The sequence below is a fragment of the Rhizobium leguminosarum genome (assembly GCF_002953715.1).
Lineage (GTDB): Bacteria > Pseudomonadota > Alphaproteobacteria > Rhizobiales > Rhizobiaceae > Rhizobium > Rhizobium leguminosarum_V.
In genome coordinates this window covers 2,719,796-2,732,632 of sequence record NZ_CP025012.1, presented here as the reverse complement: position 1 = coordinate 2,732,632, position 12,837 = coordinate 2,719,796, and the positions used below count along the sequence as shown (strand labels likewise).

Genomic DNA, 12,837 nt, shown 5'->3' with positions numbered 1-12,837 from the left:
GCGCCGTCGAAGCCCGAGAGCTGCCTCACACCAACCCTCTCCCCTATGGGGCGAGGGAACGTGCCTGAGGCCCTTCGGCTCCATACCGGTCATCATCGTGGAGCACCAGTCTGGGGAAGGAAGGCGGGAACGCAATGAATTTACAGGTCGTCGTTTAATGCAGTTTCGTGGAACTCATGTCCTCGCAATGGGCGGCAGGTGTTGATCTACGCTTATCCTTGCTTGGATCAGGTCACGCGCAAAGATGTGAAATCGAAGATTTTGCAAACAGCTCTTGAGCTTTTCTCGAGCCAAAGACGTAGGTTCGCCCCGGAGAACGCCCCCGGCAATTTCGGCTTCCTGGGCCGCGATCTGGATTCGATCATCGGTGACCCGCCGTGTGGCTGCTTCAAGTGCGGAGAACTCTGCCATTGCTCATCATAGCACAGTCCGAAGATCGAAACTGAGATAGTTTAAATGCGGCTTCATGAGTGCTTCGCGCGCCTTCACAAGCTCCGTGTTTACGAAAGGTCGAGCGGTCGCACCGGCAGGGAGCGTGTTGCTGCCTGCTCGAATGCGGTTCCGTGCACGCTCATGCTTGCACGCTCGCTTGAAACTTGCGGTCATGGCCGACAGAAGCGAATGCGCTGCTTCGTCTCGTCGTAACCGCGCGCCGAATTTGGAAACGACAGGGTCATCTCGTCACCGCCTGTTTTTCAGGCGATCACGACGCCGTCTGCGATATCCCCTGCATTCGGCGAAGTGCCGGTGGCAAAAGATCGTCTCGACGTTTCAGCGCAGACAACAATTCGTTTTCCGAAGATACGCCATTTCGAAATTCCGATTTGAGAAAGGTAAGCGCGGCACGCTTTTCTTCCGGGTCTGCAACAGCATGGCTGCCCCGAAAGCCGGCACTTCGAAGGACCGTCCTGATAAGGCCGATGTTGGTTGGATCATCAATTTCTGACAAATGAGTGGAAGACATGACGTCCTCCTTCCTGGGGCTAGGGTAATTGCCCTCAAACAGCAGCGCCCGTGACATGGCTGCCGTCACCTCTAACGTGGTTACGATAGCTGCAGTTTGCAATGATGCCCGCAGCGGCGAACGTGGCATCACGCCGCCGACGATGCATCGAGAGCGACCAGGGCGCCACTCGATAATATTCCGCCGTGGAGACGGGGGATGGTGAGGCAGAGCCATAACCGGCGTCAACTCAGCTGTTCTTGGAACTCGTTTTGATCCGCCTTCGTTCCAAATCAGGCGTGAAGTCTAGAAAACACAGCTCGCGACGTCAGGAATGCTCGAAAGTTCTTTATGCGTTCACGTAGGTATTAGTAAGCGTTAATAAATAAAAATATTGAAATTATCGAGCCAGGCGAAATTAAAATGGATAAAATCTCCAAATAATACATCCTTTTTCAATCAATTGTATTCCGAGTGTAATAGTATTATAATTTAATTCTGCCAACAATTCACCTGGCTCTCAACCGAAAGGTTGGAATTCAACACGTTCAAACGCCAAAATATCCGGCCGCGATGCGCTTGAGAAGACCAGACGCACCTTCGAGAAAAATACGATCAGCGAAATCGCAGAACGCGCCGAAAAAAACCGTTCGCCTTCGATAGAGGCGCAGCATGTCCAGCGGCAACAAAAGAAGCGAGCGCTGCCGGAACCTCGGGCACACCCGCCACCCCTAACGGGGACACCGTGTGTTCCGCTCTCGAGCAATCTATCAATTTGTGAAGGTAGCGACGTCTTGGGCAGTTCCAGCAGAGGGTTCTGCGTCTGAAATTGCCAAAAAAAGAGCATCTCCGTACTCAAACAAAACGGAAATGCTCTTCGTAGTTTAGTGCGGAGCCATACTTGTCAGCTCCACACCGCTCGCAACTGAATTCTCGGCTATTCGTCTGATGTCGCCGGCGCGGCGTTCTCCAGAGAGGTGCGGATTTGATCGATCTTCCCGTTTGCGTCGCCAACCCCCAAGATGGTCTTGGCTTCGTCCAAAACCGCCGGGCTGACTTCACCGGTTTTCGTCGCTGAAGCCAATGCGTCCTCCAGCGCCTGATCCCCCAACAGAGGGTCATCGGCTGCAGGCTCGATTCCGTTGTCGAGTTCATACTGGGCATAAGCCACGGCATAGGCCGCGATGGCAGTCATGCGGGGATCCGACGTATGCATCAGTGCCTTATAGTTCCGCTTCAAGGAGTTCAGACCCGCAAGCTGCGCCGACAGGTTTTTTTCTTTCGTGCCGATTTTAGTCTCGTCGGCCTTCGCGGACTTCGACTTGCTTGCCGCCTCGGTGGATTTGCCTTTCACGCCTTGAGATTTGGAGTTGCCGTGGGTCGAACTGCCACCCTGGCTGCTGCTGCCATGGTTGCCACTGTTTCCACTGCCGCCGCCGTGACCGCCGCCATTGCCCCCTCCGTTGCCGCCACCGTTTCCACCGCTCTTTGCCAGTGCGGTCATATCGATTCCGGCAATCGTTGCCGGGCTTGCTGCAAGAGCCAGCGAGAGCGCGGCCAGGGACGCTAAGGTTGCTATCCGCATTGTTTTCCTCCAAGTCGGATCAAGCGCCGTGCGGATACACGGCTTGAGTAGATACGAGAGGTTAGACGGTGATCGCCCATTGCACATCGGACCGAGGTCCGATGCCGGCCCCGGCAATGGTCTTAGACGACCTGAAATGCTTAACGATTCCTTCTTCGCCTGAAGCGGCCATCGGTTGAGCTGATTGCTGCTCAGTGTTTTCCGACTGTCTCGTCTGCGGACGCATCGCGGGACGGGTGCAACGTAGCGGCGGCGAGCTCCTGTCGGGCGTAGGCAGCTTCGTGATACCGGCCGACGAGTGTGCTGAAATCGGCCGCCTTCATTCCTTTAATTCCCAAGGCACCCAGGGTGATGATGCGCTGCCGACGGTCGATTTTACTATAGATCGCACGCCAATCTTTTTTTGGCAGTGGCGCATCCTGATTGAGCCAGAGGCGCAGGGCAAAACGGCCCGATGCGTGGACCGCGTAGCCGGCAACATCCGTCCAGGCAATCGGCTGGTCCAGTCTGGAGGCGAACAATGCATCCGGGGTCAGCACCATGAGCGGTCGTGCCGCGCTCCGATAGAGAAAGGCCGCATAGAGAAGGGAGGTGACAGCGCCGACGGCGGTGATCGCGGCGATCAGTGACTGGGCGAATTCATCGTAGCCGAGGCCCAATTGGCCGCTGAGAAAGACGACTGTCAGGCCAAATCCGGCGAAGATCATGGCGACGATCACCATCGTCCAGATCATCGGCTTGATGTTGTCGTAGACAACAGTTTCCTGCGAGACCCCGGCAACCACCTTTTCGAGCACTTCGCGCCGCCGGTCACGCATCATGCGCGCGTCATCGATGAAATCCCTGCTCAACAGACGACATAGTCCGGCCCAATTCGAAAACAGATCGTCCGCAAAGGAGCGAGCGCCAGGCTCCGGCGAACGCATCGCTCGTTGCAGGAGGTTATCGCCAATTTCCACGCCAAGGGCCGATATCCGCTGGATCGTCGGCGGATGGCTGTCGGTCGGGTGCGGTTGCCGATCTTCCAGGAGGGGCATCGGATCGCTCCATCCATTGGTGGTGACCAGTTCCGTCGTCTGTGCGACGAGGTCAGGCCAGGCATCATCGGAATCGTTATCATCCGGTCCGGCATATGCGCGATCAAGAACATAGGCGACGGCCGGAGCGATAGTCCCCGTGCGGATGAGAGCCGAGGCGGCGTTCGCCGGCGTCGCCAGCAGGCTGCCGCTACGGTCAGCATCGAATTCTCGCAGCCGGCTCCAGTGCGCGACGGCATGATCGAACCGCTGCATGGCGTGAAAGCCGAGCTTCACCGCCGGATACAGGACGAAGCGACCACCGTCGGCGCGTCCAAGAGCTGCAAGAGCACGCCAGAGGCCCGCATAAATCGGGGTGAACTGCTGGCTGTAGGTGGTGTCTTCGCCGGAAAAATGGGCGAGCTCATGGCCGATGATTGCCGCGATTTCGGCCTGGTCGAGAAGATCAAGATAGGCCGCAGGCAGATAGAGCGACCGTCCGGTCACCAGCCTGTCCTCAGGCCAGAGACGCAGCTGGCTCTCCGTTACGAAAAAGCCCTGGCTGAGGCCGACGATGATCGTGTCAGGCAACAAAGCCTTTTGCCGCTCGGCCAGGCTACGCACGAAACGCCAAAGTTTCGGAGCCTCCGTTTCTTCGATGACTCGTCCCGAGGCGACAAGCGGCTCGGGTGTGAACAGGGCAAAGACATTCTTCAAGCCGCGCAGCGCCATGAAGGCGCTGTAGGCTGCGATGACGGCGAGGACGACGGCGACCGCGAAAAGCTTGGCACTGCCCGTGGTGAAATCGGCCCAAAGGCCCATGCTGACTGCTTCGAAGAGGGTCGCCGAAATGACGCCGATAGAAAACCCGATCACAACGGTCGCAAGAATGAACGGAAGGAGCGACCGCAGACGTTGAAAGCTCGTGATCAGTTGGCGTTGGGAGGCGCGCGCGCGGATCCCGGAAATGCCGGCCGCCATCAGTCCAAACGCACCGCCAAAAAACGCAAGCCCGGCTCCGCCGATCGTTCCCCAAACCAGTGGCCGACGGATCTGGGAGATTTCCAGCTCCTCGTCAGCTTGAGAAAGGGCTTCCTCGATTTGAGAAACGGCGACCAGGGCGGCAATGGAGGTGGGCTCGCCCGCTCCCTGGAAGGTCAGAATGGCTGTTGGATCGGATGCCGCGATGTTTTTCACCTGAGCCAGGGTCGTCGAGAGTTCGACCGAAGAACGGCGCGCATGTTCAAGCGTTTCGGCTGCACGCTGTGTCTGCCAAAGCCCCAAAGAGACCAGTGCGATCGGTAGCAGCAGCACCCATGCCGCCAAGCCAAGGCTTGCAATTTTGCGGGTTCCTTGTTGGCGGCTGGTTTGGCCCATGCGTGTTCCCCCCAAATTTTCCTCCCCCATCTGCGAGGTCAAAAACTTGGCCGCGCGCCCGCTATCGAAAGGATGTCGACCTCATGCAAGATGCCTCGCTGAGTTTCACGAGAGTGTCAAACGACTGTCGCAAAATTTCCAGCGCTATCACGCAATCATCGTGGCGTCAGATGGATGCCTGCGAGCGTGCAGCGGACCGATCCACCGGCGCGCTCGATGGTAGGGATATCAAGCGCGACCAGTTCGGCACTTTCTTCGATCGTCCCGCGTTGATCCCGGTTCAGCGATGCAAGCGCCGTGGTTGAGAGCGCAAGGATGCGCCCCGCCTTTCCCTGGAGTTCGAGAGCATTACCGGCGAAAGAGGCGATCTGATCGTTGGTAAGTGCGATGACGCCGCGGCCGGAGCGCTCCAGTCTTAGAACGACCTCCCGCCGTCTTGCCGCATCGGTCATCATCTCCAGTCCGATCATGGCGAAGTCGGTGGCGATGCACATCAGGACATTGGTGTGATAGACGGCGACGCCGTTTCCATCGCGTGCGTCGAATACCATCGGCTCGAAGTTGAAGTGGGTCGAGAAGCGTTCCAGCGCGATCGGATCGGTGCGATCGGAGCGGACGGCATAGGCCACCCGATCGATGTGATCGAGAACCATGGCGCCGGTGCCCTCGAGAAACAGTCCGTCCGGCTCGATGCCCGAATAGTCGATCACCTCCTGCACCCGATACTGGCTCTTCAGCATTTCGATGACGTCGTAGCGCCGCTCGCGCCGGCGACTGACGGCCTTCATCGGATAGATCGCCACATGACCGCCGGCATGGGTGGAAAACCAGTTGTTGGGAAAAACCGAATCCGGCGTCTCGGTGCTGGTGTCGTTGAAGAGATGCACGTTCACGCCATGGCTTCTGAGCACATCGGCCGCCCGGGTGATTTCGTCATAGGCCGCCATTGAAAGGTCTTCCGTCGTATCCGGGCTGGACTGGAACAGGTTGTCGATGGCGGTCTCGGTATTCACGGTGAAGTGGTGCGGCCGGACCATGACGACTGCAGTGGGCGCCTGTACGGAATATGTGACGTGTCTCGGCATCATCCGTGCTCCTATGCCTGCCTTGCTCGCTGCAACATGCCGAACAGGTCGCGCGGATCGTCCGGATCGGCGATGATATCGAGGTCCTGGTAAAGCCCGGTCCCCCTGAGCCTGTCACGGACATAACGAAGAGCGGAAAAATCCTCGATCGCGAAACCGACGCTGTCGAACAGGGTGATTTGACTGGCATCGCGGCGACCGGTCGCCTGTCCCGTCACAACCTGCCAGAGTTCGGTGACGGGATAGTCGGCATCCATCTGCTGGATCTCGCCCTCGATGCGGGTCTGTGGCGGATATTCGACAAAGGTGTCGGCGCGCAACAGGATGTCGCGGTGCAGCTCGGTCTTGCCCGGGCAGTCGCCGCCGATGGCATTGATGTGGACGCCGGAGCCAACCATATTGTCGGTCAGGATCGTCGCGTACTGCTTGTCGGCGGTGCAGGTCGTAATGATATCGGCATTTTCGATAGCCGATTGGGACGAGCTGCAGGCGGTCACCATCAGCCCCGTGCCTGTAAGGTTGCGGACCATCTTTTCCGTCGCCAGCGGGTCGATGTCGTAGAGCCTGATGTGATCGATGCCGCAGACGGCTTTCATGGCAAGCGCCTGGAATTCCGCCTGGGCGCCATTGCCGATCATGGCCATCGTGCGGGCACCCCTGGGTGCGAGGTGCCGCGCGGCCATGGCTGAAGTCGCGGCGGTTCTCAGCGCCGTCAGCAGGGTCATTTCGGTGAGCAACACCGGATAGCCGGTCGAAACTTCCGCCAGAAGGCCGAAAGCCGTCACGGTCTGCAGGCCTTGCGCCATGTTCTTCGGATGGCCGTTCACATATTTGAAGCTGTAGATTTCGCCGTCCGAGGTCGGCATCAGCTCGATCACACCTTCGCCGGAGTGAGAGGCAACGCGCGGGGTTTTGTCGAAGGATCCCCAGCGGCGAAAATCCGCCTCGATGACGTCGGTAAGTTCGGTCAAAACGGTTTCGATGCCGATATGGTGGACAAGACGCATCATGTTCTCGACGCTGACGAAGGGTACGAGAGCTTTTTCCGATGGAAGGGGCGACGACATGCTGAGTTCCTCCTGCATATGCTCGAGGAGAAAGACTAACCGCCCCACATGTTGGCCGAAAGCTCAAACCTGTGCTAATTCCGGCAGGAAATTGTACAATTCGTTCAGCCCATTTGCGCGAATTTATCAAGGAGGCAATATGACCATCGCGAAATACGCACCCGACGATCTGGATCGCCGGATTATCGCTCACCTCCGCGCCGATGGGCGCGCTTCCTTAAGCAAGCTTTCCGATGCACTCGGCGTCGCACGCGGCACAGTTCAGAACCGGCTGGATCGCCTGATCGAGACGGGTACGCTGCTCGGCTTCACCGTCCGGGTGCGGGAGGACTACGACGTCAATGCCGTGCGTGCCGTGATGATGGTCGAGGTTGTCGGCAAATCGACGACCCAGGTCATACGAAAGCTCCGTGGCCTGACGGAGATTTCAGCGCTGCACACGACCAACGGCAACTGGGACCTTGTCGCCGATATCCGGGCCGCAAGCCTTGCCGACTTCGACCGGGTTCTGCGCGAGGTGCGCATGATCGACGGTGTCGCAAACAGCGAGACCAGTCTCCTCCTCAGCAGCGTCTGAGGGCTGCCGAGCGGGCCGCGGGGAACGCCATCACGACGGGCCGGCGCTGCGGGGGATGGCGAAGAAGCCGAAGGATGCTGCTCAAATCCGGCGGCTGGTGGCGTTGACTTCGATTTATGATGGCGCGTCGAGGTGTGAATTGGCTCTTCCCCCCCGAAAGAGGATCATGCCAAGCGCAAATCGAGAAGCGGGTGTAGTTTCTTGAGATTCGGGAGGGACTTCGCTTGCCAAGGATATTGATTGGTGCCTTTGACAACGAGCAGGAGGTCGCCCATCTTTCTGGCTTCAATAGTCAGCTTAGCCAAGAGATTTATGCCAGAGGAATTGAGGAATTCGAGACCCGTCAGGTTGAACGTCACCTGTTTGTGCCCCTCATGGAGCAGGCCGAATACCAATGAGTAAATCGGCGCATAGGCGTCCGGTCCCGCCAGCCGGAATACGCCATCGAAATACACCTCGTTTTTCTCATCCCATACGCGGAAGTTTTCGTCGCTGATTTCCATTCTTCGCTCACAGATTGGAGGAGGGCGGCATCGCCACAGCTGCAGTCGTCGTCAGTACGATACGCTGATCATTATTCCCTTCGAATGCCCATGCCATTTTTGCGTCGTAGTCGCTCAGAAGAGTGAGCAAGCCCAAGCCCGAACCGCTTGCTGCCGATATGGCATTGGTTTCGATTTGCTCAAGAAGAAGTTCCCCCGGATCCTTCGACTGAAGGCGATCCAGCAGTTGCTGAAAGCGAGATGATGTCACGCCATCGATCGTGTTCTTGACCCTTATTAAAAAGGTTCCGTCGAATATGCCGGCTTCAATGAGGATCTCCCCAGGCTGTCGAAACTTAACGGCATTTTCGATCAACTCATTGCTGAGATATCCGATGTCATGATGCGCCTGCACGTAGTCTTTCCTTGACCGTGAATAGGGCAGGGCCATGACTTCCGCTATGAAGTCCGCAGTCATTCCTGAGTGCTTCCATCCAAGCTGAAGCGGTCCATCGCTTAACGTGAGGCGAGTGCCCGAACCCAGGCTTATGCCCGCCAGAGATTCCATACCGTATACCGTTGGCGTCATGTCTCACCTATGTCGCACTGCGAGAAGCGTGATGTCGTCGTAAATCTTCTGCGATCCGATAAAGAGCATTAATGTCGCTATAATTCCGGAAACGACTTTCTCAGCGCTCTGATCCTTCAGGCGAAGTGCTTCGCGGCACAGACGTTCGATGCCGAACAGTTCTCCCGCGTCGTTTTCGGCTTCTGTTACGCCGTCCGTATGCAGGAGTATGAGGTCCCCCTTCTCGAACGCTATTTCACGGGTTTTAATGAAGGCAGAAATATCGGCTTCCAGCCCGATCGGTATGCCCAAATCCATGGTGTCTATGCGCTCGACCTTGCCGTTCGCCCGCACGACGACAACTTCCTCGTGTTGTCCCGACAGGATCATCTCTTTTCCATCGTAGTCAAGAAACGCCAGAGTGAGATGCTTATCGATTTTCGTCCTCACTATGTTTTTAAACAGGGCGCTGTTCAGGTCTGTGAGAAATTTGACTGCATCGGTGTTTCCGGCTTCCTGCAGGGCGCGGGCGACGGACTGAACCATCAACATCAAGACGCCGCTTTCGAGCCCGTGTCCGGTGACGTCGCCGATGCCAATCTTCAACCGATTTCCGCTTTTCAACACGTCATAATAATCGCCGCCGACTTCTTCCGCCGGTCTCATATAGGCTGCGATCTCGAGGGCCTGAAACTCCTCAAGCTCCTGATGCAGCGGAAGAACCATGAGCTGGATTCTCTCGGCGACGGCCAGCTCTGTTCCGAGACGTCGATTTTCACGCTGGAGCTGCGCGTTCAGGGTCGAAATCTCTTCCTTTGCATCTTCGATTTGAGCGGTTCGCTCTTCGACGAGCTGCTCGAGATTTTCGGTGTGATAGCTGATCTCTTCGGCCATGCGATTGAAGGCTTCACCGGCCTCACCGACTTCGTCCCTGCTTGTGATGGCCACTCTGACGGAATAATCCTTCGCCTGAATCCGTTTGGCGGCCCCTGCCAGGGCGCTGATTCCGCTGGTTATTCGTTTCGAGGCCGCAAAGACCGCGATCGTCACGATCAGCAGGGACATCAGGATCGCCAGAATTTGGTAGAGCACGATCCGGTTCGTCGCTTCGGAAATCTTGGCCTGGGCCGCATAGAGCGAGGCATCGATTTCTCGCTCGGGCACAACCACCCCCAGCAACATCGCCTCTTGCCGAACCGGGCCACTGACCCAGAGATTGGTCGCCGGCAGTTTCTTGACGATAGCGATATAGGGGACCTCGTTGCCGTCCTGCTGCAACAGCAGGTGCTGAATGCCCTGTTCTCGGTCAAGAGCCAGTTTGGCGATGGCAGGCTGGGAGCTTCCCTTTAGGGAGCGCTCCAGGCCGGTCAAGGCGCTGGCTCCGCTCGCATCGCTCGCAGAACGCAGACCGAGGGTTTTTTCTCCTGTGCTGTTGATCGCCACAACGTTTCCGTCGGACATTGCGAGAAATCCAAAGCCGGACTGGGCCACTTTCACATTCTCAACAATCTGCGCGAGCTGGTCGAGTGTGATGTCCGCGCCGGCCGTCCCGGCGACATCCTGCCGGTCGGCTGTCCACAATGGATGAAAGAAACTGACGATCAGCTTTCCGGTAATGGCATCGGTATATGGAGCGGTCTGCGTGATATCGTCGGCGACCGACCGCGTTTTCGCGTCCTTGGCCCAGCTCTGCCAGGACTCGTAAAGCCCGGGGAAAAAGAAGTCCCAGAAATCGGCTTCGTTGTGCCCCGAATAAAGGCGATCGAAGGTCTGAGCCTGGTCGGTGTAAGGCGCCGTCCTGAAGATTGGCCGTTCTTTCGGTCCGATGTAGTACATCTGCAGCTTGGAAGCGCCGTGCTGCAGCAGGCTCGGCGCAACGATGTCGAGAACCGCGCTCGTCTCTAGATCGCGCTGGATGTCGGGTTTCGGCCGATGGTCAGGTCCAAGCAAGTAACCCCAGACGCTCACAACCGAAGCGGAGCCGGGCAGGTTCTGAGACCATTTTCCCTTCTCGTCGTAAACAAGGCTGACGCTGCCAGGCGATGTGCGCGCGATCGCCGCGCCGACATCGGAATTACGCTCGGGATCGTCGATTTGCGCCTGGAGCACACCTGCCAAGGTGCCGACGTCGCTATGAACCTGCCGCAGGAGCAAACTCACCTGGGCTGCGGTGGAATCGGCATATGTGCGGATGTATTCCTGGCTTGCTGCTTCCAGACCCTGTCCGACTTCGAGGGTGGCGTCGCGCGACAGCCTCTGAACATTCCAAAGTGCTAGTCCGCCGCTGACCAGCAGATCAAAGAGGACAGCTCCACCGACAACCAAGATGAACTTTGCCCGAAACGAACCTAGTCTTGCCGGTCTTTTCGATGAGCTTCTGTCCATCACAGCGGCTTTCGGCCGGAAGCTGCCCAGATCGGCCAGCCTGCATAACCCTTAGGGTGAAGAGCAGCAAAGACATGATCTTTGAATCCCTGCCGGAACCTGCGAATGAAATCCAATGAGTCACCCCTTCGAACGGCCATCTCACCTGCGTAGACATTTTCCCAAGCTTCGATGATGTCTGCGAAGTCTTGGGGATCCTCGTCCAGGTTCGTGACCATAAAGGAATCGACCCTGATACTATCGAACCCCGCGTCGGCGAGGAGATGGCGGCTTTTCGGCCCCATCTCGACATCCATGTCGAAGTACCTGAACAGTTTGGCGACCTCCTCGTAAGTCCATCTTATTGTTTCAGCATGTGGTTCGCCCAGGCAATGCGAATTTTTTTCGTTCGTGATGTAGACACGGCCGCCAGGCTTGCAGATGCGATAGAGCTCCCGCAGCAGCATCTCGGGACGGTTGAAAATCTGCAGCGAATGTCGGCAGGTCACAAAGTCAAATTGATTGTCTCGCAGCAGCATTTGGGAGGCGTCACCATAGGTGTACTCGATTCCCTGTAGATCGAAGTCGGCAGCGACCCTGCGAGCATATTCGAGGCTGCGCACGGAATGATCCAGCGCGACAAGGCGTGCCGGTTTGAATTCCCTTTGAACCAAGGCCGCGAAATCACCAATTCCGCAACAGATATCCGCAATGACAAGACCGTTGCGCAGGCCGTGGTGAGGCAACAGTTCACGTTCGTGCCTCCATGTCATTTTCGTCTGGGTGCGCAGAATGGGGATGAAAGTCTCGTCCTCGACAAAGCTCTGGCCCGGATAAAATGCCGAATCGTAGACTTCAACCGACAAGTTTGGTTGTGATGCCGCCAGCGTCTCGAACAAAGAGGTCGACCATGCCACCACACTCGACGTGATGATGACAATCTTCCGCTCCGGCCTGGTCCGGCAGCTTGCCGTGAGGATATCGGACAGAGTGGCGAAGGCAGTCATGTTGATGTGCGTCAGACGTTTGACATTGAGGTAGATGACCCCGCTGTATTTTTCCAAACTTTGCTGCACCAGCTTGAGGGCATCGGCGATCTCAGCGGCGCTTTCGGGCCGCATCTTGCCAGACAGCAACAGCTCCTGATTTGTCGGATCGAAATGAACAGTGAAGGGCAGGGGAAGCAGGCTCATCGGAAGTCCTCAGCCGAGGGGAAATCCGCAATGATTTGTATCCCTTGTCCGCCGTCTTTCTCAATTCGGATCGTGGCGCGGAATATTGCGGCCAAATCACTGAGCAAAACCGTCCCGTCGGACTTCATCACCAAGTATCCAGAACCGGCGCCGGGGACAGGTTGGCGTTCGCTTGATCTTGCATTGGCGTGCTTGCGGCCAAATGTTTCCTCGCCAGGAAACGCAATTCTCAGCCGATTGACTGTGGCGCTCCGATAGAGACTGAAACTTATCCTTCCCGGCTCGCTCGTTGAACGGAAAGCAAGTTCGATGAGCTCGTTCGTCGCGATGGAAAGAAAATTGGAATATCGAGCGGGATCGCTGTGACCTTGGCCGAGAATGTCTGAGAGATATTCCGTAATCCTGTCGCAAAACTGCCATCGGGATTTGAACATGGCAACGTTCAGTTCCAGCGATACCATCGGCGCAAAAGCATGGTCATCGAAGCTAGCTGCTTCCTGTTCCAATACAGCCTCCCTTCTTTTGCCTGGGGCGTCAGGTTGATGCATGCAATCGCTAAAGGCGCGGCGAAAATCGGTTG

The 12,837-nt window shown here is 57.1% G+C and carries 12 protein-coding genes; 1 reads left to right on the top strand and 11 read right to left on the bottom strand.

Going from position 1 to position 12,837, the window contains the following annotated elements; genetic code table 11:
• Positions 1-174 precede the first annotated feature (174 nt).
• The 6 genes from CUJ84_RS37965 to CUJ84_RS13820 all read right to left on the bottom strand — a co-directional run bounded on the left by CUJ84_RS37965 (position 175) and on the right by CUJ84_RS13820 (position 7,073).
• Complete coding sequence (locus CUJ84_RS37965) at positions 175-411, bottom strand: hypothetical protein (RefSeq protein ID WP_158686935.1); 237 nt, start codon at positions 409-411, stop codon at positions 175-177.
• A 292-nt stretch (positions 412-703) separates the two neighbouring features.
• Complete coding sequence (locus CUJ84_RS37960; RefSeq protein WP_027683919.1) at positions 704-964, bottom strand: hypothetical protein; 261 nt, start codon at positions 962-964, stop codon at positions 704-706.
• 916 nt (positions 965-1,880) lie between these two features.
• Positions 1,881-2,528 carry a hypothetical protein gene (locus CUJ84_RS13835; RefSeq protein WP_105006644.1) on the bottom strand — a complete coding sequence of 216 codons (648 nt, stop codon included), beginning with the start codon at positions 2,526-2,528 and terminating at the stop codon, positions 1,881-1,883.
• A 191-nt stretch (positions 2,529-2,719) separates the two neighbouring features.
• Positions 2,720-4,921, bottom strand: coding sequence for a M48 family metallopeptidase (locus CUJ84_RS13830; protein WP_105006643.1), 2,202 nt, complete (start codon positions 4,919-4,921; stop codon positions 2,720-2,722).
• 155 nt (positions 4,922-5,076) lie between these two features.
• Complete coding sequence (gene ctlX, locus CUJ84_RS13825) at positions 5,077-6,009, bottom strand: citrulline utilization hydrolase CtlX (RefSeq protein WP_105006642.1); 933 nt, start codon at positions 6,007-6,009, stop codon at positions 5,077-5,079.
• An 8-nt stretch (positions 6,010-6,017) separates the two neighbouring features.
• Positions 6,018-7,073 (bottom strand): ornithine cyclodeaminase, encoded by a 1,056-nt coding sequence (locus CUJ84_RS13820; protein WP_105006641.1) that lies wholly within the window; start codon positions 7,071-7,073, stop codon positions 6,018-6,020.
• A 139-nt stretch (positions 7,074-7,212) separates the two neighbouring features.
• Here CUJ84_RS13820 and CUJ84_RS13815 point away from each other — a divergent pair, with 139 nt between their 5' ends.
• Positions 7,213-7,650: an Lrp/AsnC family transcriptional regulator gene (locus tag CUJ84_RS13815; protein WP_105006640.1), complete on the top strand. Its 438-nt coding sequence runs from the start codon at positions 7,213-7,215 to the stop codon at positions 7,648-7,650.
• Positions 7,651-7,814: 164 nt separating this feature from the next.
• On the opposite strand, the gene CUJ84_RS13810 is transcribed toward CUJ84_RS13815, so the two are convergent.
• The 5 genes from CUJ84_RS13810 to CUJ84_RS13790 are packed head-to-tail and all read right to left on the bottom strand — an operon-like array spanning position 7,815 to position 12,763.
• A complete protein-coding gene (locus tag CUJ84_RS13810; RefSeq protein ID WP_105006639.1) occupies positions 7,815-8,153 on the bottom strand; it encodes a slr1659 superfamily regulator in 339 nt (112 codons plus the stop codon).
• Positions 8,154-8,160: 7 nt separating this feature from the next.
• Positions 8,161-8,721: a slr1658 superfamily regulator gene (locus tag CUJ84_RS13805; protein ID WP_105006638.1), complete on the bottom strand. Its 561-nt coding sequence runs from the start codon at positions 8,719-8,721 to the stop codon at positions 8,161-8,163.
• A 3-nt stretch (positions 8,722-8,724) separates the two neighbouring features.
• The gene (locus CUJ84_RS13800) at positions 8,725-11,088 is read right to left on the bottom strand and encodes a SpoIIE family protein phosphatase (protein WP_105006637.1); all 2,364 of its coding nucleotides are present in this window, start codon (positions 11,086-11,088) and stop codon (positions 8,725-8,727) included.
• A complete protein-coding gene (locus CUJ84_RS13795; protein ID WP_105006636.1) occupies positions 11,085-12,257 on the bottom strand; it encodes a class I SAM-dependent methyltransferase in 1,173 nt (390 codons plus the stop codon). The genes CUJ84_RS13800 and CUJ84_RS13795 overlap by 4 nt, the downstream gene beginning before the upstream one ends.
• Complete coding sequence (locus tag CUJ84_RS13790; protein WP_105006635.1) at positions 12,254-12,763, bottom strand: hypothetical protein; 510 nt, start codon at positions 12,761-12,763, stop codon at positions 12,254-12,256. Before CUJ84_RS13790 ends, CUJ84_RS13795 begins: the two co-directional genes overlap by 4 nt.
• Positions 12,764-12,837 lie beyond the last annotated feature (74 nt).